This window comes from Corallococcus caeni (assembly GCF_036245865.1).
Taxonomy (GTDB): Bacteria; Myxococcota; Myxococcia; order Myxococcales; family Myxococcaceae; genus Corallococcus; species Corallococcus caeni.
Genome location: NZ_BTTW01000004.1, coordinates 154,484 through 181,222 on the forward strand (window position 1 = coordinate 154,484; position 26,739 = coordinate 181,222).

A 26,739-nucleotide genomic window follows, 5' to 3' on the forward strand; every position below is an offset into this window, starting at 1 on the left:
ACCGGCTCAGCTGGAGCCGGGCCGGCCCCGCCGCTGGGCCATGCGCCGCAGGTTGTCCCTTCGCTGCGTGCCCGGGTCCTGCGCCGACGCGGGCGCGGCCACGGGCGGCGCGTCCTTCGGCGGTGACAGGTGCCCGGCGAGCGCGCGCACCGTGGGGTACTGGAAGAGCGTCACCAGCGGGACCTTGCGGCCCACCAGCGCCTCCAGCTTCGCGTGCACGGACTGGAGCAGCAGCGAGTTGCCGCCCAGGTCGAAGAAGTTGTCGCTCGCGCCCACGCGCTCCACTCCCAGGACCGTGGCCCAGAGCGTGGCCAGCGTCTGCTCCAGCCCGACCTCGGGGACGCGGTAGTCCTCGCTCAGTTCGGGCCGGTTCACGTCCGGCGCGGGCAGGGCCTTGCGGTCCAGCTTGCCGTTCGCGGTGAGGGGCAGCCGCTCCAGCACCACGAACGCCGAGGGCACCGCGTGCTCCGCGAGCGACCGGCGCAGCGCGGCCCGCAGCGCGTCCACCGTGAACGAAGCCCCTTCACGGAGCACCAGGTACGCGACCAGCCGCCGCTGGCCCGGCACGTCCTCGCGCACCAGCGCCACCGCTTCCTTCACCTGGGGTTGCGCGAGCAGCGCGGCCTCCACCTCGCCCAGTTCGATGCGGAAGCCCCGCACCTTCACCTGCGAGTCCGCGCGGCCCCGGAACTCCAGCGTGCCGTCCGCCAGCCACCGCACCACGTCCCCCGTGCGGTACAGGCGCGCGCCGGGCTCGCGGGAGAATGGATCCGGTCCGAAGCGCTCCGCCGTGAGCGCGGGCTGGCCCAGGTAGCCGCGAGCCACCTGCGCGCCTCCCAGGAACAGCTCGCCCCACAGCCCCACCGGCACGGGCTGTCGCGTGCCATCCAGCACGTACACGCGCACGTTGGCTTCGGGGCTTCCGATGGGCGGCAGCAGGCCCTCGGGCGCTTCGCGCTGCACGACGCCGGAGGTCGCGATGACGGTGTTCTCCGTGGGGCCGTAGCAGTTGAGCCACTGGCCCGGGACGGACGGCCCCGGGCGGCGGTGCAGCACGTCTCCGGCCACGTGCACCCGGCGCAGCGGCATGCCGGAGGGCCACGGCTGCTCCAGCGCCGCCTCCGCCATGGGCGTGGGCAGGGTGGTGAGCGTGATGCCCTCCGCCGCGAGCCACCGCACCAGCCGCGCGGGCTCCGCACGTACCTCGTCCGAGGGCAGGTGGAGGCTGGCCCCGTGCGAGAGCGACGGCCAGGTCTCGAAGACGGTCGCGTCGAACGCGAGCCCCGTCAGCAGCGTGGCCCGGTCTCCCGGAGCAATCCTCGCCGCAGTACCGAGCCCCATGACGAGGTTCGCCAGCGTGCCGTGCGACACCCCGACGCCCTTGGGCTTGCCGGTACTGCCCGACGTGTAGATGACGTAGGCCAGCGCCTCCTCGTGCAGCGTGACGCCGGGCGGGGTGGCCGGCTGCGCCTCCAGCGCGGGCTCCGCGTCCAGGCAGAGCACGCGTACGCCGCATCCCTCGAAGCGGGCGGCGAAGGACTGCCGCGTGACGACGATGCGCGCGCCGCTGTCCGTGAGCACGTGACGCCACCAGGCCTCCGGCCACGTCAGGTCCATGGGCAGGTAGGCCCCGCCCGCCTTGAGAACGCCCAGCGCGCCCCACACGTAGCCGGGCGTGCGGTCCATGCACACCGCGACGACGTTCTCAGGCCCCACGCCTTGCGCGCGCAGCAGGTGCGCGAGCCGGTTCGATTGAGCCTCCAGCTCCCCGAAGGTCAGTTGTTGTCCGTCGCTCGCGAGCGCCAGCGCCTCCGGCCGCAGCCGCGCCTGCTCCGCGATGCGCGCGGGCACTCGCAAGTCCCGGGGCACGTCGAGCGCGGTGTCGTTCCAGGCGACGAGGAGCTGCTGGCGCTCCGGCTCCGTCAGCAGCGACAGCGACGCGAGCGGACGCTCCGGGCTTCGCGTCACCTGCTCCAGCAGGCGCAGGTAGTGCCCCGCCATGCGCTCCACCGTCGCCTCGTCGAAGAGGGCGGTGTTGTATTCCCAGTGCGTCAGCAACCCGGTGGCGGATTCGCGCATGAAGAGGGTGAGGTCGTGCTTCGAGAGCCCCGGATCGAACGGCACCGGCGCCGTGTCCAGCCCGCGCAGGGGGATGGCGGGGAAGTCCTTGAAGAACGCGAACACAGCCTGGAACACCGGCGTGCGGCTCAGGTCGCGCGGCGTCTGGAGCGCGTCCACCAATTGCTCGAAGGGCACCTCCTGGTGCGCGTAGGCGCCCAGGCACGTCTCGCGCACGCGGCCCAGCAGGGCCTGGAAGGACTCCGCGCCGGAGACCTTCACGCGCAGGGGCAGGGCGTTGACGAAGAAGCCGATGAGCCCCTCCACCTCGCGGTGGTTGCGGCCGGAGATGGGCGAGCCGACCACCACGTCCTCCTGGCCGCTGTAGCGTGACATCAGGGCCTGGAAGCCCGCGAGCAGCGCCATGAAGGACGTGACGCCCTGCTGGTGACACAGCTCGCGCACGGCGGCGTCCACCGCGGCGGGGACTCGCACGAGGACGGCCTTGCCCGCCTGGGCCTGCACGGGCGGACGCGGCCGGTCCGTGGGCAGCTCCAGCGCGCGCGGCGCCCCGTCCAGGTGCCGCTTCCACCACGCGAGCTGCGCCTGGAGCGCTTCGCCCTGCAACGTCGCGCGCTGCCAGCGGGCGTAGTCGGTGTAGCGGATAGGCAGGGGCGGCAGGTGGGGCGTCTGGTCCCGGGTGAAGGCGTCGTAGAGGAGGCCCAGCTCTCGTCCCAGCACGTCGGTGGACCAGCCGTCCGTGATGATGTGGTGCATGAGCAGGAAGAGCGCGTGGTCCTCCGCGTCCAGCCGCAGCAGGTTCGCCGTGAAGAGCGGGCCCGAGCGCAAGTCGAAGACGTGGCGCATCCGCTCCTCGGCCCGCTGGCGCAGGACGGTGTCGCGCTCCTGGGCCGGTACGTCCTCCAGCCGCTCGAAGGCGAGGGCGAAGGGGACCGAGGGCAGGACGCGCTGCATGGGCTGGCCGTTCGCTTCCGCGAACACCGTGCGCAGGGCTTCGTGGCGGTCGATGAGCGCCGCGAGGGAGCGCTTCAGCGCGGCCACGTCGAGCGGCCCCTTGCACCGGATGAACACGGGGACGTTGAAGGCGAACCCGCCCGGCGTGAGCGCGTCGATGAACCACAGCCGCTGCTGGGGAAAGGACTGCGGCGCGAAGTCTCCGGCCTCCAGGCGCATCAGGGGAGGTGCCTGGAGGGGACGGGCCTCCTGGCGCAGGGCTTCGATGCGCGCGGCCAGCTCCCCGAGCGTCGGGGCCTCGAAGAGCACGCGCACCGGCAGCTCCAGCTGGAGGGACTCGCGCAGCCGCGAGGCCACCTGGGTCGCGAGCAGCGAGTGTCCGCCCAGCTCGAAGAAGTGGTCCTGCGTGCTGACACGCGGCACGCCGAGCAGCGGTGCCCAGATGTCCGCGATGAGCTTCTCCACCGCGGAGACCGGGGCCACGTAGGCCGCGCCGGGGATGGCCTCTTCCGTGGGGACGGGCAGGCCGTTGCGGTTCACCTTGCCGCTGGGGCTCAGCGGGAGCGCGTCCATGCGCACCAGGGCCGACGGCACCATGTACTCCGGCAGCCGTCGCGCCAGGGCTTGCCTCAGCGCTTCGGGTAAGAACGTGGCTTCGGGTTGCGGCACCACGTAGGCGACCAGCCGTTTGAAGCCGGGCGTGTCCTCACGGACCATGACGACCACGTCCCGCACGTCAGGCAGGGCGCGCAGGGCGGACTCCACTTCGCCCAGCTCGACGCGGAAGCCGCGCAGCTTCACCTGTCCGTCCAGGCGGCCCAGGAACTCCAGCTGTCCGTCCGCGAGCCAGCGGGCCTTGTCGCCCGTGCGGTAGAGGCGCGCACCCGGTGTCGCGCTGAAAGGGGAGGGAACGAAGCGCTCCGCGGTGAGGTTCGCTCGCTCGTAGTAGCCGTGCGCGAGTCCGTCTCCGCCCACGTACACCTCTCCCGGGACGCCAATGGGGCACGGGTTCCCGCGTGCATCCAGGACGTAGGCCTGGACGTTGTTCAGGGGCGTTCCCACCGGAGGCAGCGCGGGCCAGCTGCTCGGAGGTCCGGACGCGCGCCATGCGCTGACAGCGTGTGTCTCCGAAGGGCCGTACTGGTTTTCGAGGACGCAGCCCGGCAGCCGCTCGAAGAGGGCGACGAGCGCGGGCGTCACCTGGAGTTGTTCGCCCGCGGTGATGACCTCGTTGAGCGGGGGCAGTTCCGTCGCGGTGCGTGCCGCGTCGCTGAGCGATTGGAGTGCGACGAAGGGGAGGAAGATTCGCTCCACGCGGTGCTGAGTGAGGTAGCGCAGCAGTGCTTGTGGATCCCGTCGCAGGTCGGCGGTGCTGAGCAGCAGCCGGCCGCCGATGCACCACGTCCCGAAGATTTCCTGGAAGGAGACGTCGAAGTTGAGCGACGCGAACTGGAGGGTCGTCGCTTCCGCGCGCACCGCGCGCTGGAGCTGCCACGCGAGCATGTTGCCGACGCCCCGGTGGGACATGGCGATGCCCTTGGGACGCCCGGTGCTGCCAGAGGTGAAGACGACGTAGCAGACTGCTTCGGGTGACAGCGTCACGTCCGGCGACGACGTGGGACGCGAGGCCACTGAAGCGGCCTCGGCCTCCATCGTCACGATGCGCGCGGAGGTGTCCGGCGGCAGGGCGTGCACGAAGCCCTCATGTGCGAGGACCACTGGAGCGCGCGTGTCCTCCACCATCAGGGCCAGGCGCTCCGCCGGGTAGTTCGGATCCAGGGGGACGTAGGCGGCGCCCGCCTTGAGGGTGGCGAGGACGGCGACGGGCATGTCCAGGCTGGAGCGCTCCAGGCACAGCCCCACGGAGCTTCCCGGCGTGACGCCCAGGGCGATGAGGTGGTGCGCGAGCTGATTCGCGCGCGCGTCCAGTTGCGCGTACGTCAGGGACTCCGTCCCGTTCGTGACCGCGACCGCCTCCGGTGTCCGCGCGGCCTGCTCCTCCACCCAGCGGTGCATGAGCCCGGGCTCGAAGGAGGCGTCCTTCGCGGCGTTCCACTTCACGACGACCTGACCCCGCTCCTCATCGGAGAGGAGCGGCAGGGCGGCCAGAGGCTGCTCGGGATGACGGACCGCGCCTTCGAGCAGGCGCACGTAGTGCCCGGCCATCCGGCCGACGGTCGCCTCCTCTAAGAGGGCGGTGTTGAACTCCCAGAACGCCGTCAGGCCCTGCTCCGACTCGCGCACGAAGAGCATGAGGTCGAAGCGGGAGACGCCCGTCTGGAACGGGACGTCGTCCGCGTGGAGGCCCGGCAACGAGAAAGGGACGGCCGCCTGTTGCAGGACGAAGAGGGACTGGACCAGCGGCGCACGGCTCAGGTCTCGCGGTGGCTTGAGCGCGTCCACGAGCTGTTCGAACGGCAGGTCCTGGTGCGCGAAGGCGCCCAGGCAGCTCTCGCGCACGCCGCGCAGCAGGTGGCGGAACGAGCGGGAGCCGGTGACGTCCGCGCGCAGGGCCAGCGTGTTGACGAAGAAGCCGATGAGCCCCTCCACCTCGCGCCGGTTGCGGCCGGAGATGGGCGAGCCGACGACGATGTCGTCCTGGCCGCTGTAGCGCGCTAGCAGGGCCTGGAAGCCCGCCAGCAGCGTCATGAACAGCGTGGTGCCCTCACGCTGGCCCATGGCGACGAGGGCGCGGGTCAGCGCGTCCGGCAGCGGGACCTGGAAGTACGCGCCCTGGAAGGTCTGCACGGGCGGACGCGGCTTGTCGGTGGGCAGGTCCAGCACGGACGGCGCCCCCGCGAGCTGCTCGCGCCACCACGCCACCTGTTCCTCCAGCACGTCCCCCTGCAACCATGCGCGCTGCCACAGCGCGTGGTCCGCGTACTGGAGGGTCATGGGCGGGAGCGCGGCCTCGGTGCCCTGGAGCCGGGCGACGTAGAGCGCATCCAGCTCCCGCTGGAGCACGGCGATGGACCACCCGTCGAAGACGCTGTGATGGAAGTTGAGGACGAGGACCTGATCCTCCTCCGCCACCCGGAGCAGCGTGGCCCTGAAGAGGGGGCCGCGCCGCAGGTCGAACGGCACGTGCGCTTCGGCCTCCACCTGACGCTGGAGGGGAAGGCCCGGATCCACGTCCGCCCGCTTCAGCGTGAGCTTCCAGGCTGGGCCGATGCGCTGCACCGGCTGGCCGTCCACTTCGTCGAACGTGGTGCGCAGGACCTCGTGACGCTGGATGAGGGCGTTGAGCGCGTCTTCCAGTGCGTGCGTGTCCAGCCGTCCGCGGAGCCGGGTGATCAGGGGCAGGTTGTAGGCGTGCGCGCTGGTGTCGAGCTGCGAGACGAACCACAGCCGCTGCTGGGAGAACGACTGGGGAACGAGCTCGCCGCGAAGCTGGGGCACCAGCGGCGGGACGGGCCGCCGGTTCGCGCCGTGCAGCTGTTCCTCCAACCGCGCGGCGAGCTGCGCGACGGTGGGCGCCTCGAAGACGACGCGCAGGGACAGGTCCACCTGGAAGGCCTCGCGCAGCCGGGAGACCACCTGCGTGGCGAGCAACGAGTGCCCGCCCAGCTCGAAGAAGTGGTCCTGCAAGCCCACGCGCGGCACCACGAGCAGGGACGCCCAGATGTCGGCGATCACCCTCTCCACCGCGGACATGGGGGCCTGGAACCCGACTTCGGACGCGGCCTCTTCCGGGGGAACGGGCAGGCCGTTGCGGTTCACCTTGCCGCTGGGGCTCAGCGGGAGCGCGTCCATGCGCACCAGGGCCGACGGCACCATGTACTCCGGCAGCCGTCGCGCCAGCGCCTGCCTCAGTGCCTCCGGCGAGAAGGTCGCTTCCGGCTGCACCACGTAGGCGACCAGCCGCTTGAAGCCCGGCGTGTCCTCGCGCACCACGGCGGCCACGTCCCGCACGTCCGGCAGGGCGCGCAGGGCGGACTCCACTTCGCCCAGTTCGACGCGGAAGCCGCGCAGCTTCACCTGTCCGTCCAGACGGCCCAGGAACTCCAGCTGTCCGTCCGCGAGCCAGCGGGCCTTGTCGCCCGTGCGGTAGAGGCGCGCGCCCGGGGTGGAGCCGAAGGGCGAGGGGACGAAGCGCTCCGCGGTGAGGTCTGGCCGGCCGTGGTAGCCGTGCGCGAGTCCGTCTCCGCCCACGTACACCTCTCCCGGGACGCCGATAGGGCAGGGCTCGCGGCGCGGATCCAGCACGTAGGCCTGGACCGAAGGCAGCGGTGTCCCCACCGGAGGCAGGGCGGGCCACGTGCTCGGAGGTCCGGACGCGCGCCACGCGGAGACCGCATGGGTTTCGGAGGGGCCGTACTGGTTTTCGAGGACGCAGCCCGGCAGCCGTTTGAAGAAGGAGACGAGCGCGGGGGGCACCTGGAGCTGCTCGCCCGCGGTGATGACCTCGTTGAGCGGGGGCAGCTCCGTCGCGGTGCGCGCTGCTTCGCTCAGCGACTGGAGCGCGACGAAGGGGAGGAAGAGGCGCTCCACGCGGTGCTGGGTGAGGTAGCGCAGCAGTGCTTGCGGATCCCGTCGCAGGTCGGCGGTGCTGAGCAGCAGCCGGCCGCCGATGCACCACGTCCCGAAGATCTCCTGGAAGGAGACATCGAAGTTGAGCGACGCGAACTGGAGGGTCGTCGCTTCCGCGCGCACGGCGCGCTTGAGCTGCCACGCGAGCATGTTGCCGATGCCCCGGTGGGACATGGCGATGCCCTTGGGACGCCCGGTGCTGCCGGAGGTGAAGACGACGTAGCAGACCGCCTCGGGTGACAGCGTCACGTCCGGCGACGACGTGGGACGCGAGGTGATGGAGGCGGCCTCCGTCTCCATCGTCACGATGCGCGCGGAGGTGTCCGGCGGCAGGGCGTGCACGAAGCCCTCATGTGCGAGGACCACTGGAGCGCGCGTGTCCTCCACCATCAGGGCCAGGCGCTCCGCCGGGTAGTTCGGATCCAGGGGGACGTAGGCGGCGCCCGCCTTGAGGGTGGCGAGGACGGCGACGGGCATGTCCAGGCTGGAGCGCTCCAGGCACAGCCCGACGGAGCTTCCCGGCGTGACGCCCAGGGCGATGAGGTGGTGCGCGAGCTGGTTCGCACGTGCGTCCAGTTGGGCGTACGTCAGCGACTCCGTCCCGTTCATGACCGCGACCGCCTCCGGTGTCCGCGCGGCCTGTGCCTCCACCATGACGTGGATCAACCCGGAGGCGGGGAGCCGTTCCTCCCGGCTGTTCCACGCGACCAGGACCTGCTCACGCTCCTCCCGCGACAGCAGGGGCAGGTCCGCCAGGGGCTGCTCGGGGTTCGAGGTGACGGCTTCGAGCAAGCGCACGTAGTGCCCGGCCATCCGGGCGACGGTCGCCTCCTCGAAGAGGGAGGTGTTGTACTCCCAGTAGGCGACGAGCCCGTGCGGCGTCTGCCGCATGAACAACATGAGGTCGAAGCGGGAGACGCCCGACTGGAACGGGAAGTCCTCCACCGCGAGGCCGGGCAGGGACAGCGGCGTCGCGGCCCGCTGGAGGACGAACATCGTCTGCACCAGCGGCGTCCGGCTCAGGTCGCGCGGCGGCTTGAGCGCGTCCACGAGCTGTTCGAACGGCAGGTCCTGGTGCGCGAAGGCGCCCAGGCAGCGCTCCCGCACGCCGCGCAGCAGCTGCCGGAAGGAGCGCGAGCCGGAGACGTCCGCGCGCAGGGCCAGCGTGTTGACGAAGAAGCCGATGAGCCCTTCCACCTCACGGCGATTGCGGCCGGAGATGGGCGAGCCGACCACGACGTCGTCCTGGCCGCTGTAGCGCGCGAGCAGGGCCTGGAAGCCCGCCAGCAGCGTCATGAACAGCGTGGCACCCTCGCGCTGGCCCAGGCGCTGGAGCGCGCCATGGAGGGACTGGGGCAGCAGCAGCTCGAAGTTCGCGCCCTCGAAGGTCTGCACGGGCGGACGCGGCTTGTCGGTGGGCAGGTCCAGCACGGACGGGGCTCCCGCCAGCTCCTGCCGCCACCAGGTGAGCTGATCCTCCAGCTCGTCCGCCTGGAATGACTCGCGCTGCCACCGGGCGTAGTCCACGTACTGGAGCGGCAGGGGCGGCAGCGTGGCCTGTCCTCGCGCGGAGTAGAGCGCGTTCAGCTCGCGCTGGAGCACGTCGATGGACCACCCGTCGAAGGCGATGTGGTGGATGACGATCATCAACACGTGGTCGTCGTCCGCGACGCGCAGGAGCAGCCCCCGCATCAGCGGGCCGCGCCGCAGGTCGAACGGGCGCCGTGCTTCCTCCGTCAGCCGCTCCGGGAGCTTCGCGGCCTCCACGTCCATCCTCGCCAGCGCGAAGTCCCACGCCGGCCCGATGCGCTGCACGGGCTGTCCGTCCACCTCGTCGAACGTGGAGCGCAGGACGTCGTGACGCCGGACGACCTCCGCGAGGCTCCGCTCCAGCGCGTCCGCGTCCAGCGCGCCCCGCAGCCGGGTGACCATGGGCACGTTGTAGGAGAAGCCCAGCGTGTCCAGCCGCGAGATGAACCACAGCCGCTGCTGCGCGAACGACTGCGGCAGCCAGCCCTCCCGGAGGCCGGGAATCAGCGGAAGGGATTGGATCCGGCTGCTCTCCAACCGCAGCGCATCGATGCGCGCGGCGAGGCTGGTGACGGTGGGGGCCTCGAACAGGGCCCGCACCGATAGCTCCACCTGGAACGTCTCGCGCAGCCGGGAGGCCACCTGCGTGGCGAGCAGCGAGTGCCCGCCCAGCTCGAAGAAGGAGTCCTGCGTGCCCACGCGCGTGCGGCCCAGGAGCGCGGCCCAGACCTCCGCCACCGCCGTCTCCGTCGCGGTGACCGGCGCCAAGTAGGCGTCCTCCGTGAGCGTGTCACCCACGGGCGTGATGAGCGCCTTGCGGTCCACCTTGCCCACGGGCGTCAGCGGCAGCTGGTCCAGCTTCACGAAGGCGGCGGGAATCAGCGGTGCGGGAAGCCGGGCGGCCAGGCTCGGACGCAGCGCGCTCACGTCCACGTTCGTGCCGGCCACCCAGGCCACCAGCCGCTTGTCGCCGGGGGCGTACTCCCGCACCTCCGCCACGGCGTCCTCCACGCCGGGCAGGTGGCGCAGCGCGGTTTCGACCTCTCCCAGTTCGATGCGGAAGCCGCGCAGCTTCACCTGCGTGTCCGCGCGCCCCATGAACGCAAGCTCGCCGGAAGGCAGCCACCGCGCGCGGTCTCCCGTGCGGTACAGCCGGGCGCCGGGGACCTCGCTGAAGGGGTGGGGCACGAAGCGATCCGCGGTGAGTTCCGGCCGGTCCAGGTAGCCCCACGCCAGGCCATCGCCTCCCACGTAAAGGTCGCCCACCACGCCGGGCGGCACCGGCTCCAGGCGCGCGTCCAGCACCAGGGCCTGCGAGTTCTCCAGCGCGCGGCCAATGGGCACGGGCATCCGCGCGTCCAGGTCCCGCTTCACCTGATACGTGGCGGAGAAGGTGGTGTTCTCCGTGGGGCCATAGCCGTTGACGACCGCGCGGCCCGCGTCCAGCAGCTTGCGCGCGGCCAGCGGGGACAGGACGTCGCCGCCGGTGAGGACCTGCCCCACCCGCGCGAGCGCCGCGGGCCGGTTCAGCGCCATCTGCTCGAAGAACGCGGTGGTGAGGAACATCACGCTGATGCGCTCGCGCTCCAGCGTCGCTTCCAGTTCCTCCAGCGACGGCGTCACCGGCGGGTAGAGGAACAGCTTCGCGCCGTGGAGCAGCGCTCCCCACAGCTCCAGCGTCGCGGCGTCGAACGACGTGGTGGCCAGCTGGAGGACGACGTCACTCGCGTCGAACCGGACGTAGGACACGCCCTTCACCAGCCGCGTCACGCCCCGGTGGGGAACGCCCACGCCCTTGGGCCGCCCGGTGCTCCCGGACGTGTACATGACGTACGCGAGCGCATCCGCGGGGATGCGCACGTCGGGCGCGACCTCCGGGTGGCCCGCGAAGGCCCGCCAGGACGGGTCCAGCACCACGACCCGCGCGGCCAGGCTTTCCAGCACGGCCTCTCGCCCCGGCTCCACCACGAGCACGCGGATGCGGGCGTCGCGCGCCATGAGCTCCAGGCGCTCGGCGGGATAGGCCGGATCCAGCGGGACGTACGCGCCCCCTGCCTTGAGGATGGCGAGCGTCGCCACGACCATCTCCAGCGACCGGCTCGCGCACAGGCCCACCGGCGTCCCCAGGCGCACGCCCTGGCCCCGCAGGTGGTGCGCGAGCTGGTTGGCGCGTGCCTCCACCTGCGCGTACGTGAGCCGCTGACCTCCGGCCTCCAGGGCGACCGCGCCGGGCGTGCGCGCGGTCTGCTCCGCGAAGAGGGCGGGCAGGGACGCCTCGCGCGGGTAGGGGACGACGGCTCCCGTGCCCAGCTCCAGCAGGCGGCGGCGCTCCGCGTCGCTGATCAACGGCAGCGTGGCCACGGGCCGCTCCGGCTCCGCGACCGCGGCCTCCAGCAGGCGCGTGTAGTGCTCCGCGAAGCGCGCCACCGTGGCCGCGTCGAAGAGGTCGGTGCTGTACTCCCAGAGCCCCACGAGCCCCTCCGGCGTCTCGCGCAGGAACACGGTGAGGTCCATGCGCGACACGCCCGGCTCGAAGTCCAGCTCGGACGTCTTCAAGCCCTCCAGCTCCAGCGCGGGCACGGCCGAGTGCTGGAGCGTGAAGAACACCTGGAACAGCGGCGGGCGGCTCAGGTCGCGCTCGGGCTGGAGCGCGTCCACCAGCTGCTCGAAGGGCACCTCCTGGTGCGCGTACGCGTCCAGGCACGTCTTGCGCACGCGGCGCAGCAGCTCCCCGAAGCCGAGCGAGCCTTCACCCTGCACGCGCAGGGGCAGCGTGTTGATGAAGAAGCCGATGAGGGGCTCCACCTCCTGGCGCGTGCGCCCGGAGATGGGCGACCCGATGACGAGGTCGTCCTGGCCGCTGAGCCGAGAGAGCAGCAGGTGCATGCCGCCCAGCAGCGCCATGAACAGCGTCACGCCCTGCTTGCGGCACAGCGCCTCCAGCGCCTTCCCCAGCTCCGGCGGGAGCGCGTGGCGGTGCACCGCGCCTCGCGTGGACTGCGCGGCGGGCCGGGGCCGGTCCGTGGGCAGCTCCAGCGCGGGGGGCGCTCCCGACAGCTGGCCCCGCCACCACTCCAGCTGCTGGTCCAGGTGCTCGCCCTGGAGCCACTGCCGCTGCCACACCGCATGGTCCGCGTACTGCACGGGCAGCGCGGGCAGCGCGGGCGTCGTGCCTGTGCGGAAGGCCGCGTAGAGCGCTTGCAGCTCCCGCTCCATCACCGTGAGCGACCAGCCGTCGCAGCTGATGTGGTGCAGCATCAGGAGCAGCACGTGCTCCGTCTCCGCCAGCCGCAGGAGCCGCACGCGCACCAGCGGCCCCGCGCCCAGGTCGAAGGGCACGCGCGCCTCCGCCTCCGCGGCCTGCCGCAGGGCCTGCTCCCGTTCAGCCGGGGGCAGCGCCTCCAGCGACTCCACGTTCAGCGGCAGGGACAGCGACGGCGCGATGCGCTGCACCGGCTGGCCGTCCACGACGGCGAAGGTGGTGCGCAGCGCTTCGTGCCGCTCCACCAGCACGGCCAGGGCGCGCTCCAGCGCGGGGACGTCCAGCGCGCCGGTGAGCCGCGCGAAGTAGGGGACGTTGTAGGAGATGCCTCCGGGCGTGAGCTGCTCGATGAACCACATGCGCTGCTGCCCGAAGGAGAGGGGCAGCAGCGCGTCGCGGGAGACGGGCACCACGGGGGGCGCTCGACGACGGGACCTCGCCGGGGACTTCGGCGCGGGGGCGGAAGGGGGGCCGGGGTGCTCGGTCGTCATGTCGCGCTCGGGGGGAAGGCGGGGAAGGGGCCGCCCTCACGGGGCGGCGCGGCTCAAGCGGTCTGCTCCTGGAGCAGCTCGTCGCACAGCGTGGCCACGGCCCGGAGCGTGTCGAACAGCTCCACCATGGACACCTCCACGCCCAGCTCGCTCTCGATGCGATTGGACAGCACCGTGGCCATCAGGGAGTTGCCGCCAATCTCCAGGAAGTGGTCCTCCGGGCGCACGACCTCCACGCCCAGCAGCTCCTTCCACCACGCCGCGAGCTTCGCTTCCGTGCCGCGGGTGGAGGTCTCTTCGGGGCTCTGATTCAAGGCCGTTGCTCCCGTCCGCTCACGCGGGCTTCATCCGCTCGCGCAGCAGGTACTTGCGCACCTTGCCGGTGGCCGTCTTGGGCATCTCGTCGATGAGGTCCAGGCGGTCCGGCCAGTACTGGTTGGACATGCCCTGCTGCTTGAGGTGTTCGCGCAGCTCGTTGAGCGTCGGCGGGGCTTCTCCCTCGCGCACCACGACGACGGCGCACACCCGCTCGCCGCCAATCTTGTCGTCCGAGTGCGCGACGACGGCGACCTCCTTCACCTTCGGGTGCGAGTACAGCGCGGACTCCACCTCCACCACGGGGATCTTGTACCCGTACCGGAAGATGACGTCCTTCAGCCGCCCCACGATGCGGATGCCGCCGCGCCCGTCGTCGCGCGCCAGGTCGCCCGTGTCGAACCAGCCCTCCGCGTCCACCGCCGCCGCGTACACGTCGTCGCGCTTGAAGTAGGTGAGGCACTGGCTGGCGCCCCGCACCAGGAGCCGCCCCGTCCCGTCCGGATACGGCGTGCCGTCCTCCGCGAGCGCGGGGACGATCTTCGTCTCCATCCACGCCACCGCCCGCCCGTCGCTCTGGCTGGGCCAGTCCGGCGGGTCCTCATGGCGCGTGATGGTGACCGCGCCGTTCTCCGTCATGCCCCACAGCGTGTGTAGCCGCACTCCGAACACCTCGCGCACCGCCGCGATGAGGTGCGGCGGCACCGGGATGGAGCCCGTGGCCAGCTGCCGGAGCGAGGACGTGTTCCGCTGGCGCTTCTTCTGCAACGCGATGAGGTTCATCAAATACGTGGGGATGCCGTAGGTGAACGTGACGCCGTGCTCCTCGAAGAGCTTGAGCGTCAGCTCCGGGTCGCCCACGTCCATGTAGATGGCTGTGGCCCCCAGCAGCATGGGCATGAGGTACGAGTACGTGAACCCCGTGGAGGCCGTCAGCAGCGACGGCAGCGCCACCACGTCCGTGCCGTCGATGCCCAGCGTGTCGCAGAGCGCGCGCGTGATGCCGTAGTTCGTGTTGTGCGAATGCACCACGCCCTTCGGCTCGCCCGTGGTGCCGGACGTGTAGAGGATGTTGCACACGTCGTCCGCGGCCGCCGGGGCCACGCCCTCCAGCGACGCCTCCTTCTCCCACTCCCGCTCGATGAAGTGGCGCTCGAAGTCCCGCTCGCCTGCCTGGAGGTCGGCGTTGCTGCCGAGCAGCACCCGGTGGCGCAGGGACGGCAGCGCCGCCGCGACGTCGCGCGCCATGTCCCGGTGCGAGTGCCCCGTCCACGACGTGGGCCCCACGTACACGGCCGCCTCCGTGCGCCCCAGGATGAACTCCACCTCGCGCCGCCGGTAGTCCGGCGGGATGGGCGCGATGACCGCCCCCAGCCGCGCGCACGCCAGCGCCAGCGCCGTGAAGTGCCACCCGTTGGGCAGCTGCACCGCGACGATGTCCTCGCGCCCCACGCCCAGCTCGCGCAGGCCCAGCGCGAAACGATCCATGTATCGCGCCAGGTCCGCGTACGTCAGCCGCGTGATGTCCTTGGAAAAATACCGTGCGGCGATGATCGCGGTCTTCTCCGGGTGCGCCTGGACGCAGCGACGCAGATCGTCAACCACCGTGGTGTCACGCCACCAACCCTTTCGGCGGTACTCCGAACCCTTCTCCAACGCCGCTGAGTTATGGAAGCGCTGCCCCATTTGAAGGTCCTCTCAGGTGCCGCGAAGTCGGGGAATGCCTGCCGTACCGCGCGTGTAACACCGCGAGATTACCGGGCAAGACGGTTTTTTCTCGTGCATCTATAGCTTAAGAAAATCCGCGTTGACGGCGCATGATGCGATTTCCTAGGGTGTCTCACAACAGCCGGATTCCGAGGCTGTAACAGCGACGCTACGGGCATGACTTTCTCGGCGAATCCAACGACCCCCGGGCTGTCGCACGACGCGCGGACCCCAGATGAACCCACGGCCTCCAGCGGCCCGGTGACGCCTGCCCGCCCCGGTGACGGGGCCTCGGGCGCCGCGTCGGACGCGGGGCTGGCGCTCCTGCCCCGGCGGGCCAGGCGCATCCGTCAGACCATCGTGCGGCTGGCGGCGACGCCGTCGGGCTGTCACCTGGGCGGCTCGCTGTCGATGGTGGAGATATTGGTGGCGCTGCTGGGCCGGGTGATGCGCGTGGATCCGCGCGCGCCCAGGGCCCCGGAGCGCGACCACCTCATCCTGTCCAAGGGGCACGCGGCGGCGGGGCTCTACGCGGCGCTGGCGGAGTTCGGCTTCGTGGACGTGGAGACGCTGGTGCGCGAGTACAACGCGGATGGCAGCATCTTCACCGGCCACGTGAACGCGGCGGTGCCGGGCGTGGAGTTCGCCACCGGCAGCCTGGGCCACGGCTTGGGGCTGGGCGTGGGGCTGACGCTGGCCCACGCGCTGCGCGGCGAGCCCAACCGCACCTTCGTCGTCTGCGGCGACGGGGAGATGGGCGAGGGCTCCAACTGGGAAGCGCTCCAGGTGGCGTCGCACCGCAAGCTCACGGGCCTGACGCTGATCATCGACCGCAACGGCGGGCAGAACGACGGGCCCACCGAGTCCATCCTGTCGCAGGAGGCGCTGGTGCAGCGGCTGGACGCGTTCGGCTTCCAGTCGCTGGAGGTGGACGGCCACGACCTGCCCGCCCTGTGCGCCGCGCTGGAGGCGCCCGTCGTGGGCGGCCGTCCGCGCGCCATCGTCGCCCGGACGCGCAAGGGCGCGGGCGTGCCGATGCTCAAGGGCAAGGGACCGCACTACGCGGTGTTCTCCCCGGACCACCTGCGCCGGGCGCTCGCGTCGATGGGGGAGGACGGCCAGTGAGCGCGTCGCTGGCCCCGGCGGTGGACCTGGCCCAGGCGCCGGAGGCGTGGCTCGCCGCGCGGCCGGAGCTGTCCAGCCGGCTGGTGTTCCGGCACGCGGCGGCGCGCTTCGCGGAGGAGGACGCGCGCGTCGTCTTCCTGGAGGCGGACCTGGGCGGCGGAGGGGACCCGTTCGAGGCGCGCCACCCGCAGCGCTACTTCAACCTGGGCATCTGCGAGGCCACCATGCTGGACATGGCGTGTGGCCTGGCGCACGGCGGGCACACCGTCATCGCGCACAGCTTCGCGGCGTTCGGCGTGATGCGCGCGTGCGAGCAGGTGCGGCTGAACCTGGCCTACGCGCGCGCCAACGTGAAGCTGGTGTGCGACTACGGCGGCGTGGCGGGCGCCTTCTTCGGCCCCACGCACCACGCCATTGAAGACCTGGCCGTGCTGCGCGCGATGCCCAACCTCATGGTGGTGTCGCCCGCGGACGGCCTGGAGACGCTGCAGGCCACGCGCGCGATGCTCGCGCACGAGGGGCCGGTGTACCTGCGGCTGGGCCGCAACCGCGTCACCCGCCTCGACCTCCAGCGCCCGCCGTTCGAGCTGGGCCGGGCCGCGCTGCTGCGCGAGGGCGACGACGTGGGGCTGCTCGCGCACGGCGAGGTGGGCGTGTCCGTGGCGCTGGACGCCGCGAAGCTGCTGGAGGCGCAGGGCGTCTCCGCGCGCGTGCTCAACGTGCACACGCTCAAGCCGCTGGATGAAGAAGCGGTGCGCGAGACGGCGTCGCGCACGCGGCTGCTCGTGACCGTGGAGGAGCACAACGTGCTCGGCGGTCTGGGCAGCGCGGTGTGTGAGACCGTGTGCTCGCTGGACCTGCAGCGGCGCGTGCTGCGCGTGGGCATCCAGGACCGGTACGACTCGCGCGCCGGTTCGCACGAGGCCTTGCTCAAGGGCCATGGGTTGGAGGGCGGGCAGGTGGCCGAGCGCATCCTGGGAGTGCTCCCAAGAACCCCGGTGTTTGCCGTGGGATTCGAACCGAGGAGGGACTGACATGCAGGTCCAGAATCCGATGACGGAGTCCGTGACGCCGAACCAGTGCCCTCTGTGCGCGCAGCCGGTGCCCGGCGGCAACCGGCTGGTGGGCGAGGTGCTCTCCTGTGACGGCTGTTCCGCCGAACTGGAGGTGGTGGGCGTGAACCCCCTTCGGCTCGAGGAAGCACCCGAGGTCGAGGAAGACTGGGGGGAGTAGCCCCGCGCCATGCGCAAGGTCGACCTCGTCTATACGCGCGTGCGCACCGAGGAGAAGCTCCTCCTCGAGGCGCTGCGCAGGCGCGACTGCGCCGTCAACCTGGTGCAGGACTCCGGGATGGTGCTGTCGATGGACCGGCAGCGCGTCACGGAGGCCGACACCGTGCTGATGCGCAGCATGTCCTTCACGCGTGCGCGCTACCTGGCCACGTTCCTGGAGATGAAGGGGCTGCGCGTGCTCAACAGCGCGCGGACCATCTCCCTGTGCGGGGACAAGGCGCTCACCAGCGCGGCGCTGGCCGCGAAGGGCGTGCCCATGCCGTGGGCGTTCGTGGCCTTCGACGAGGACGCGTGCCTGGATGCGATTGATGCGAAGGGCTACCCGGTGGTGACCAAGCCCGTGCTCGGGAGCTGGGGCCGGATGGTGGCCCGGCTGGACTCGCGCACCGCGGCCGAGGGCGTGCTGTCCACGCGCTTCGGTACCGGCGGCGCGCAGGACCACGTGGCGCTGGTGCAGGAGTACGTGGACAAGCCGGGCTACGACCTGCGCGTCTACGTCATCGGACGCACGGTGGGCGGCCTGCGGCGGCGCTCCGAGCACTGGATCACCAACACCGCGCGCGGCGCCGTGCCGGAGCGCTACGAGGTGCCGGTGGTGCACGCGAGGCTGGCGGAGGCCGCGGCGGACGCGGTGGGCGGGGACATGGTGGCGGTGGACCTGCTGGAGACGCGCGGCGGCGACATCTACGTCAACGAAATCAACCACTGCGTGGAGTTCGCGCGCAGCATCGACGAGACGGGGGTCCCCCTGCCGGACCTCATCGCGGAGTACGTCGCCTCCGGTGCTGGCGGAGCCCGGCGATGAGCGTGCGCGTGGCGGTGCTGGGAGCCGCGGGCTACACCGGCGGCGAGGTCCTGCGCCTGCTCTTGGGGCACCCGGCCGTGGAGGTGGTGCAGGCCACCTCCGGCCAGTTCGCCGGCAAGCGCCTGGACTTCCCGCACCCGCACCTGCGCGGGGTGGGGACGCTGCGCTACACGCCGCACGACGCGCTGGAGTCCTGCGACGTGCTGGTGAGCTGCCTGCCGCAGGGAGAGCTGCTCCTGCGCTGGCAGAAGGTGTGCCGGCTGGCGGAGCGGGTGGTGGACCTGAGCGCGGACTTCCGCCTGGACGCCGCGGGTCACTCGCGCTGGTACGGCAAGCACCCGCGCCCGGACGACGTGCCCGCGTTCGTCTATGGCCTGCCGGAGTGGATGGGCGAGGCGCTGACGAACGCGCGTCACGTCGCCATCCCCGGCTGCATGGCGCACGCGGGGCTGCTGGCGCTGCTGCCGCTCCTGCACGCGAGGCTCGCGCGCCCGGACGTGCTGGTGGTGGACGCGAAGACAGGGTCGTCCGGAGGGGGCTCCACGCCGGACCGCTCCTCGCACCACCCGGAGCGCGCGAACGCGCTGCGCTGCTACAAGCCGGTGGGCCACCGGCACACGGGGGAGCTGGAGGGCGTGGCGGAGCACGTCACCGGGCAGAAGCCCACCATCCACTTCAGCGCCACGGCGGTGCCGGGCGTGCGCGGCATCCTGGCGACGGTGCACGCCTTCGCGGCGCGGCCGGTGGAGGAGGCGGAGGTGGTGCGCGCCATCGCCACGCGCTACCGCGAGAAGCCCTTCGTGCGGCTGTTGCGCCCCAGCGCCTCCCTGTCGCCGTTCCCGGAGCCGGGGCCGCTGCTGGGCACGAACCACTGCGACCTGGCGGTGGACGTGGACGCGGAGCGGGGCCGCATCGTGGTGAACGCCGCCATCGACAACCTGGTGAAGGGCGCCGCCGGCACGGCGGTGCATGCGCTGAACCTGATGCTGGGCCGTCCGGAGACCGAAGGCCTGGGCTTCCGGGGCCTGCATCCGCTCTAGACAGCATTGACTCCAAGGGGCCTCACGCCATGAGCATCCTGAGCACGAAATCGAAGGCGGACGCGTCGCTGTCTCCCGGCGCGGCGTTCGCGGCCGCGGTCCAGAAGCACGGCACGCAGGCGCACGTGGACTACGACACGTCCATCGTGGACGCGTTCCCCGGCTTCAAGCGCCGTCCGCGCATCGCGGTGCGCGGCATGTTCAAGACGGCCAGGGCGGAGCGCGACCCGGTGCCGTTCTGGTACGAAACGCACCCGCAGGCGAAGCCCACCGGGCCGGTGCAGGACGTGGAGCTGCGGCCGGAAGCGGGCTTTGAGTTCCACCAGGACACGCAGGCGCTCAAGCCCACGCGCGCGTGGATCCAGGTGCCGCGCAACCTGCTGGAGGACTCGCAGTCGCTGGCGCAGTTCATCGACTTCCGGCTGCTGGTGCGCCTGAACACGGCGGAGAACCAGGCGCTGTGCATCGGCAAGGGCGGGGACGGCGTGCGGGGCCTCTTGCACACGCCGGGCATCGTGCGGCTGCCGGCGAAGAAGAACGCGGTGGCCTCGCTGCTCAACGCCTGCGCGCAGGTGGAGCAGATGGGCGGGTCCGCGGACGGCATCGTCATCAACTCGCTGGACTTCTACGAGCACCTGGTGGGCCAGCAGTCGCTCCTGTCGGACCTGGCGGCCATGGGCATCCGCCTGTGCCGCACGCGCATGGTGAACCCGGGCACCATCATCGTGGGAGACTTCACCGCCGCGGCGACGCTGTATGACAGCCAGCGGTCGGTCATCCGGTTCGCGGAGCCGCCGCCGGGCATCTTCCCGCGCGAGGGGCTGGCGGCCTACGGCGAGGTCTACACGACGCTCGCGGTGCACCTGCCCACCCACTTCTTCGTGGCGTCGCTGACCTGATGGCCACCGCGAGCGCGAAGGGCGAGGGCGCGCGGCTCACGGTCCTCTACATCACCGGCTGGTGCCGCAGCGGCAGCACCATCCTGGGCAACGTGCTCAACGAGGTGCCGGGCTTCTTCCACGTGGGGGAGCTGAGCTTCCTGTGGAAGAACGCGTACGGGAACGGCTCCAACACGCTGTGCGGCTGCGGCCAGCAGCTGGTGGACTGCGGCATCTGGAACACGGTGCTGACCTCCGACGTGCCGGCGGGCCTGACGCCCCGGGCGCACGCCGAAGCGGTGGTGAAGCGGCAGCAGGCCGCCGTGCGCACCCGGCACACGCTGCGCGTGCTGGACGAGGCGGGGGATTCGCAGGCGCTCCAGGCGCACGCGGACTTCCTCGCGCGCACGTACCGCACCATCGCTCGGGCCACGGGGAGCACGGTGCTGGTGGACAGCGGGAAGTTCCCCTCCGAGGCGGCGCTGCTGCCGCGCGTGGAGGGCATCCGGCCGCTGTACCTGCACCTGGTGCGGGACCCGCGCGCGGTGACGCACTCGTGGACGAAGACGAAGCAGTACGTCGTCCCCATGTCCGCCGCGCGCAGCACGGCGTACTGGCTGGGCTTCAACGCCGCGTCGGAGGAGGTGACGCGCAGGTTCCCCGGGCAGTCGCTCTTCCTGCGCTACGAGGACTTCATCGCCGCGCCGGACCGCGCCGTGGACACGGTGCTGGACCTGGTGGGCGTGCCTCGCGCGCAGAACCCGGTGAAGGGCCGCACGGTGGTGCTGGGCAAGAACCACACCGTCACCGGCAACCCGGACCGCTTCCGCAGCGGCCCCACGCTCCTGCGCGGTGAGGACGACGCGTGGAGGGGCGAGCTGGCCTCCGGAGCCAAGGCGCTCACCGTTGCGCTCGCGTGGCCGCTGATGGCGAAGTACGGGTATTTCAGCGGCGCCCGGCGCGCGCCTGTCGGAGGGGCCGCGCCGGACGCGGCGGGCGCGGAGACCCGGCACTGAGCCTTCGGCCATGAAGCCTGTCCCCAGGGTTGAGAAGGTGAGAACCCGGTGGGGACTCCCCCGGCGGGAGCGAACCGCGCGAACTGGTCCGACAGTCGGACCAGTTGGAGAACTGAGGCCGGGGAGGGCGGTTCCAGCCGAACCGGGGAACTGGTCCGACAGTCGGACCAGTTGGAGAACCGAGGCCCAGGAGGGCGGTTCCAGCCGAACCGGGGAACTGGTCCGACAGTCGGACCCGTTGGGAAGACCGAGGCTGGGGAGCCGCCGCTCCGCCCGAGCCGCAGAAACCTGTCGGACAGTCGGACAGGTTTGGAGGGCCTCGCTGGAAGGCCCCGCTCCATCCGGGCGGCGGAAACCTGTCGGACAGTCGGACAGGTTTGAAGAACCAGGGCGGGAGGCTGTCGTCTCGACCGGGTAGCGGAAACCTGTCGGACAGTCGGACAGGTTTTGAAGGACCGCGCCGGAAGGCCGTCGGCCCGGTCGAGCAGTGGAAGCCTTTTGGGCCGTCGGACAGGTTTTGCCGCACTGCGGCGGGAGGCTGCCGTTTCATCCAGGTGGCGGATGTCGGTCGGACAGGTTGGGACCGCACCGGGCGGGGTCCGGCGCGTGGGGATGGTCAGCGGAGCGGATGTCAGGCGGGTCCGGGCTTGAGCTCCGCGACTCGTGAGTACGCGGTTCGGTGATGGGCGGTGGCTTCACTCGGGCGCGGTTGGCGCCAACTTCTGGAGGGATGCGGATGGAACTGGGACTCGCCAACAAGGTCGCGCTCGTCGCTGGCGGCTCCAGCGGGCTGGGGCTCGCCGTCGCGGAGGAGCTGGCGAAGGAAGGCGCGCATGTCGCCATCGGCGCCCGGGACTCGGACCGGCTGGCCCAGGCCGAAGCGCGGCTCAAGGCCGTGGCCCGCGGTGGCCGCGTGATGGCGACGCGCGTGGACGTGAAGGACGACGCGGACGTGCGCCGCTGGGTGGACGACGTGGCGACCAGGCTGGGCGCACTGCACGTCGTCGTCACCAATAGCGGTGGCCCGCCTCCGGGCCCGGCCTCCACCTTCGGCGTGGACGCGTACCGGAGCGCGGCGGACGCGGTGCTCCTGCCGCCCATCTCCCTGGCGCTCGCGGCGCTGCCCCACCTCAAGAAGGCCGGCTGGGGACGCGTGCTGTTCATCACCTCGGAGACGGTGGTCCGGCCGGTGGCCCGCTTCGCGCTGTCCGGCTTCGCCCGCCTGGGCATCATCGGCTTCTCCGCCGCCCTGGTGCAGGAGCTGGGCGACAGCGGCATCACCGTCAACGTGCTGGCGCCGGGCTACATGCGCACGCCGCCCGTGGAGCGCACCGCCGGCAACGCGGGCGACGTGGAGGCGGGGCTTCGCGCCATGGGCGCCCACATCCCGCTCAAGCGCGTGGGCCTTCCCGAGGAGTTCGCCGCTGCGGCGGTGTTCCTCGCCAGTGAACGCGCGTCCTTCATCACCGGCACCGTGCAGCTCGTGGACGGCGGCGCGAGCGTCATCGGATGAGCGCGAACCCCGCCGCCCCCGCCCGTCGCCCCGTCGTCGTGAAGATTGGCGGCGCGGCGGGTGTGGACCTGGAGAACGTCTGCGCGGACGTGGTGGAGCTCGTCCGCCAGGGCGAGCGCGTCGTCGTCGTCAACGGTGGCTCGGAGGCCGGTGAGCGGCTCCTGGGTTCGCTGGGCATGGAGCGCCCGGAGGCGACCACCGCGAACGGCAACGTCGTGCGCCTCACCTACGCGCCCACGCTGCGCGCGCTCACCATGGCTTGGGTGGGTGAGGTGAACAAGGCCGTGGTGCTGGCGCTGCTCGCGAAGGGCGTCACCGCGCTGGGGCTGTGCGGCGCGGACGGCCGCGTGCTCACCGCGCGCAGGCGCCCGCCGCTCAAGCTGCAGGGCTCCGACGGGCGGATGCGCATCGACCGCGAACACCTGGCCGGTGAGGTCTCCGGGGTGAACGCGGCGCTCCTGGGGACGCTCCTGGACAGCGGCTACGTGCCCGTCGTGTGTCCTCCGGCGGTGACGGAGGACGGCGTGCTCGTGAACGTGGACGCGGACCACGTGGCGTCGTCCATCGCGGCGGCGCTGGGCGCCAGGGCCCTGATCATCCTCTCCAACGTGCCGGGGCTGCTCGCGGATCCGAAGGACCCCGCGACGCTGGTGCGTGCGAGCGACGACGTGGAGGGCTGCATGCCGCTCGCGGGGGGACGCATGCGTTACAAGCTGGAGGCCGTGCGCCGGGCGCTGGAGGGCGGAGTCCCTGCCGCGTACGTGAGCGCGTCGCGCGTGGCGCGGCCAGTGTTCTCCGCGCTGGAGGAGGCGGGCGGCACGAAGTTCACCCTTCGGGACAAAGGCGGGGCGGATGCGGGCGCGTGAGCCGGGCGTCGACTTGTTGCGGTGGATGGTGGAGCAGTACAGCCCCAGCCACCAGGAAGCCTCCTTCTCCGCGGCGCTGGTGGAGCGACTGGGCGCGCGCGGCTGGCGGGCGCACACCGACGCCGTGGGCAACGCCGTCGCTCGCTACGGGGACGGGGACACCGTCATCGCGTTCCTGGGCCACATCGACACCGTGCCCGGGGAGGTGCCCGTCCGGCTGGAGGGCCAGAAGCTCTACGGCCGGGGCGCGGTGGACGCCAAGGGCCCCCTGTGCGCGTTCATCGAAGCCGTGGAGCTGCTGGACGACGCGGAGCGCGCCGGCAAGCAGTTCCTGCTGCTGGGCTGCGTGGAGGAGGAGGTCGCCATCACGCGCGGCGCCCTGCACGTGCGCGAGCAGTACGCCCCGGACTTCGTCATCAACGGCGAGCCCAGCGGCGCGCACGCGGTGACCATCGGCTACAAGGGGCTGTTGCGCCTGGACCTGGAGCACCGCGCCAGCCGCCGCCACACCGCGAGCCGCGACTACCGCGCCGCCGCCGAGCACGTCATCGACGCGTGGAACGCGCTCAAGCGGCTGTGTGACGACTGGAACCGCGAGCGGCCGTCCCTTTTCGAGCAGAACCTGCCCTCCCTCAACGCCTTCCACACCGGCGCCACGGAGACGGAGGAGTGGGCCACGGCCGCGGTGAGCATCCGCACCGGCCCGTCCACGGACACCGGGGCCCTGCTCGCGGCGCTGGCCACCGTGCCCACCGTGACGGTGCGCACCGTGGCGCGCAAGGACGCGGTGTCCACGAACGGCAACGACGCGCTCTCCCGCGTCTTCAAGCAGGCCATCCGCGAGCGCGGCGTGAAACCCACGCTGCGCCTGAAGACGGGCACGTCCGACTGGAACACCGTGGCCTCCGCGTGGAGCGTGCCCACGGTGGCCTACGGCCCCGGCGACGCGGCGCTGGACCACACGCCGAACGAGCACATCGACCTGCCGGAGTACGAGGAGGGCGTCGCCATCCTCGCGCGCGTGCTGGCGCTCCTGCCGGTGAAGGCACCCCCGGGGAGCTGAGCGCTCAGGTGCCCAGCGCGGCCAGGCCCCGGGAGCGCAGGGTCCGCATCCCCACCACGATGCCGAAGAAGAGCAGGGCGCAGCCCGCGGTGATGGGCCGCACTCCCACCCGGTCCGACAGCGCGCCCTGGCCCCAGACGCCCAGGATGTAGCCCGCGTTCACCAGCAGCAGGAACAGGCTGCTCACGCGGGCCTGGAGCTCAGGAGGCGTGCGCGCCTGGCACACCGTCTTCAGGCCGGTGAAGGCGACGAGGTACACGGCGCCCAGGATGAACAGCGTCACCAGGGCGACCGGCAGCGTGGGGGACAGCCAGTAGGCGGCGGAGCACAGCCCCACGAGCAGCAGCGCGGTCTCCAGGAAGGCCCGCCGTCCCATCCGCGCGGCGAGGGCACCGGAGCCGAACGCCGCGATGACCGCGCCCGTCCCCTGCGCGGTGAGCAGCATGGACGTGGTGGTCGCGTCCCCGCCCAGCACCTTCAGGGCGAACACCGGCACCAGGCCCACGAAGGGGGAGATGAGCAGGCCCACCAGCGCCCCGGAGCCCAGCGCGAGCGCGATGCCCGGGTCCGTCCACGCCAGGTGCACGCCCCGCATGATGCCGGCCCACAGCGCCTCCACCTTCGGAGGCACGGCACTCGCCGCCGCGCCGCGCATGCCCGCGAGCGCCAGCAGCACGGCGAGGAAGGACAGGGTGTTGACGAAGAGCGCCCCGGCGATGCCCACCTTCGTCAGCACGAGCGCGGCCAGCACGGGGCCGATGATGCGGCCCAGGTTGAACTGCGCCGAGTCCAGGCTGAGCGCGTTGTGCAGGTCCTCCTTGGGCACGACGGCCACGGTGAGCGCCGTGGCGCAGGGGATGACCAGCGTGCTGAAGGCGCCGTTGAGCAGCGAGATGGCCGCCACCCACGGCACGGACAGGTTCCCCGTCCCAGCCAGCACCGTGAGCAACGCGGCCAGGAGCGCCTGCACGCACACGCACACGGCCATGAAGGTGCGACGGTCGAAGCGGTCCGCGAGCGCGCCACCCAGGGGCGCGAGCACCAGCGAGGGCAGGTGCGTCAGCGCCGCGACGCCGCCCGTCCAGGCGGCCTGGCCCGTCACCTGCGTGACGTAGACCCCCAGCGCGACGGACTCCATCCACGTGCCGATGTTGGACACGAGCGTGCCCAGCCAGAGCAGGGTGAAGTCGCGGTGGGACAGAGCCCGAGCAGAGCCCGAACGGAAAAACAGGGAGGTGGCCACGGAGGGCCCCTTTCTACTGCGCACCCCTGACGCGTGCTCGGTGGGTTCACGCCTACACAGGGGTTGACTCCCTGCCTGCCTTGGGAGACGGGGAAAGGCATGACGCGGCACAAGGTTCTCGTGGTTCCCCGGGAGATTGCCGGCGAGCGGTTGGACCGGTTCCTCACGAAGCACGTCCCGGGCCTCACGCCGGAGCGGGCCCGGGCGCTGCTGGACGCGGGACGGGTGCGCATCCGGGGCAAGAAGGCGCAGGCGACGCGCAAGCTGTGGGGCGGCGAGGAACTCACGCTGGAGACGCCCGAGCCCCGGCCGTCGCCGCATGCCTCGGTGGAAGGCCCGGAGCTGCCGGTGCTGTACGACGACGCGGCGCTCGTCATCGTGGCCAAGCCACCGGGGTTGGTGGTGGAGCCGGAAGGGAGGGCGGCGTCGGTGGTGGGGCTGCTCGCGGCGCGGTGCCCGCCGTTCGACGTGGAGGGCGTGGCGCAGCCGGGCGTGGTGCACCGGTTGGACCGCGAGACGAGCGGCTGTCTGGCATTGGCGCGGACGGATGACGCGGTGGCGGCGCTCTTGAAGGCGTTCCAGGAGAAGCGCGTGGACAAGCGCTACCAGACGCTGGTGCTGGGGCGGCCGCCGGACACCGGGAGGCTGGAGGGGCCGTACGCGAGGGACCCGAAGGATCCGCGCCGCTTCACCACCCGCGTGCCCTCCGCCCGGCGCGCGGCGCTGACGTTCACGGTGCGCGAGCGCTTCCGGGAGGGGGCGCTGCTGGACATCGACCTGGACACGGGGCGCACGCATCAAATCCGCGTGCAGCTGTCGGAGGCAGGGTTCCCGGTGCTGGGGGATTCGCTCTACGGCACGGAGGAGGCGCGCAAGCACCCGGCGGCGCTCGCGGTGGGACGGCAGGCCCTGCACGCGTGGCGGTTGGAGGTGCCGTCCTCCGCGACAGGCCAGGTCGTCCAGGTGGAGTCGCCGCTGCCCGAGGACTTCCTGCGCGGCCTGGCGGTGCTGCGTTTGAGCGTGTGATAGG

Annotated in this window: 15 protein-coding genes; 11 read left to right on the forward strand and 4 right to left on the reverse strand. The window is 71.9% G+C overall.

Annotated elements, in window-relative coordinates:
* Positions 1–6: 6 nt before the first annotated feature.
* Genes AABA78_RS18975 through AABA78_RS18985 form a run of 3 tightly spaced genes read right to left on the reverse strand, consistent with a single transcriptional unit; the run spans position 7 to position 14,766 of the window.
* The gene (locus AABA78_RS18975; protein WP_338264420.1) at positions 7–12,846 is read right to left on the reverse strand and encodes a non-ribosomal peptide synthase/polyketide synthase; all 12,840 of its coding nucleotides are present in this window, start codon (positions 12,844–12,846) and stop codon (positions 7–9) included.
* 53 nt (positions 12,847–12,899) lie between these two features.
* Positions 12,900–13,160, reverse strand: coding sequence for a phosphopantetheine-binding protein (locus AABA78_RS18980; protein ID WP_338264422.1), 261 nt, complete (start codon positions 13,158–13,160; stop codon positions 12,900–12,902).
* A 19-nt stretch (positions 13,161–13,179) separates the two neighbouring features.
* On the reverse strand, positions 13,180–14,766 hold the full coding sequence (locus AABA78_RS18985) for an AMP-binding protein (RefSeq protein ID WP_338264424.1): 1,587 nt from the start codon (positions 14,764–14,766) through the stop codon (positions 13,180–13,182).
* A gap of 279 nt (positions 14,767–15,045) precedes the next feature.
* Between AABA78_RS18985 and AABA78_RS18990 the strand changes: the two genes are divergently transcribed.
* The 10 genes from AABA78_RS18990 (at position 15,046) to AABA78_RS19035 (ending at position 24,466) form a co-directional block, all read left to right on the forward strand.
* Positions 15,046–15,993, forward strand: coding sequence for a thiamine pyrophosphate-binding protein (locus AABA78_RS18990; RefSeq protein WP_338264426.1), 948 nt, complete (start codon positions 15,046–15,048; stop codon positions 15,991–15,993).
* Positions 15,990–17,027, forward strand: a complete 1,038-nt coding sequence (locus AABA78_RS18995) for a transketolase family protein (RefSeq protein WP_338264428.1) — start codon at positions 15,990–15,992, stop codon at positions 17,025–17,027. The genes AABA78_RS18990 and AABA78_RS18995 overlap by 4 nt, the downstream gene beginning before the upstream one ends.
* A 1-nt stretch (position 17,028) precedes the next feature.
* Entirely contained in the window at positions 17,029–17,226 is a 198-nt protein-coding gene (lysW, locus tag AABA78_RS19000) for a lysine biosynthesis protein LysW (protein WP_120526648.1), read from the forward strand.
* A gap of 9 nt (positions 17,227–17,235) precedes the next feature.
* Positions 17,236–18,090 (forward strand): RimK family alpha-L-glutamate ligase, encoded by an 855-nt coding sequence (locus tag AABA78_RS19005; RefSeq protein WP_171418534.1) that lies wholly within the window; start codon positions 17,236–17,238, stop codon positions 18,088–18,090.
* On the forward strand, positions 18,087–19,130 hold the full coding sequence (gene argC / locus AABA78_RS19010) for an N-acetyl-gamma-glutamyl-phosphate reductase (RefSeq protein WP_338264432.1): 1,044 nt from the start codon (positions 18,087–18,089) through the stop codon (positions 19,128–19,130). The genes AABA78_RS19005 and argC overlap by 4 nt, the downstream gene beginning before the upstream one ends.
* 29 nt (positions 19,131–19,159) lie before the next feature.
* Positions 19,160–20,029 (forward strand): family 3 encapsulin nanocompartment shell protein, encoded by an 870-nt coding sequence (locus tag AABA78_RS19015; RefSeq protein ID WP_171418530.1) that lies wholly within the window; start codon positions 19,160–19,162, stop codon positions 20,027–20,029.
* Positions 20,029–21,024, forward strand: a complete 996-nt coding sequence (locus AABA78_RS19020) for a sulfotransferase (protein ID WP_171418528.1) — start codon at positions 20,029–20,031, stop codon at positions 21,022–21,024. Before AABA78_RS19015 ends, AABA78_RS19020 begins: the two co-directional genes overlap by 1 nt.
* A 736-nt stretch (positions 21,025–21,760) precedes the next feature.
* Complete coding sequence (locus AABA78_RS19025; RefSeq protein WP_338264437.1) at positions 21,761–22,537, forward strand: SDR family NAD(P)-dependent oxidoreductase; 777 nt, start codon at positions 21,761–21,763, stop codon at positions 22,535–22,537.
* On the forward strand, positions 22,534–23,403 hold the full coding sequence (locus AABA78_RS19030) for a [LysW]-aminoadipate kinase (RefSeq protein ID WP_338264439.1): 870 nt from the start codon (positions 22,534–22,536) through the stop codon (positions 23,401–23,403). Before AABA78_RS19025 ends, AABA78_RS19030 begins: the two co-directional genes overlap by 4 nt.
* Positions 23,390–24,466 (forward strand): M20/M25/M40 family metallo-hydrolase, encoded by a 1,077-nt coding sequence (locus tag AABA78_RS19035; protein WP_338264441.1) that lies wholly within the window; start codon positions 23,390–23,392, stop codon positions 24,464–24,466. Before AABA78_RS19030 ends, AABA78_RS19035 begins: the two co-directional genes overlap by 14 nt.
* A 4-nt stretch (positions 24,467–24,470) precedes the next feature.
* Here the strand turns inward: AABA78_RS19035 and AABA78_RS19040 are convergent, their stop codons facing one another.
* A complete protein-coding gene (locus AABA78_RS19040; protein WP_338264443.1) occupies positions 24,471–25,709 on the reverse strand; it encodes an MFS transporter in 1,239 nt (412 codons plus the stop codon).
* 99 nt (positions 25,710–25,808) lie between these two features.
* Between AABA78_RS19040 and AABA78_RS19045 the strand changes: the two genes are divergently transcribed.
* Positions 25,809–26,735, forward strand: a complete 927-nt coding sequence (locus tag AABA78_RS19045; RefSeq protein ID WP_338264444.1) for an RluA family pseudouridine synthase — start codon at positions 25,809–25,811, stop codon at positions 26,733–26,735.
* The last annotated feature ends 4 nt before the right edge of the window (positions 26,736–26,739 follow it).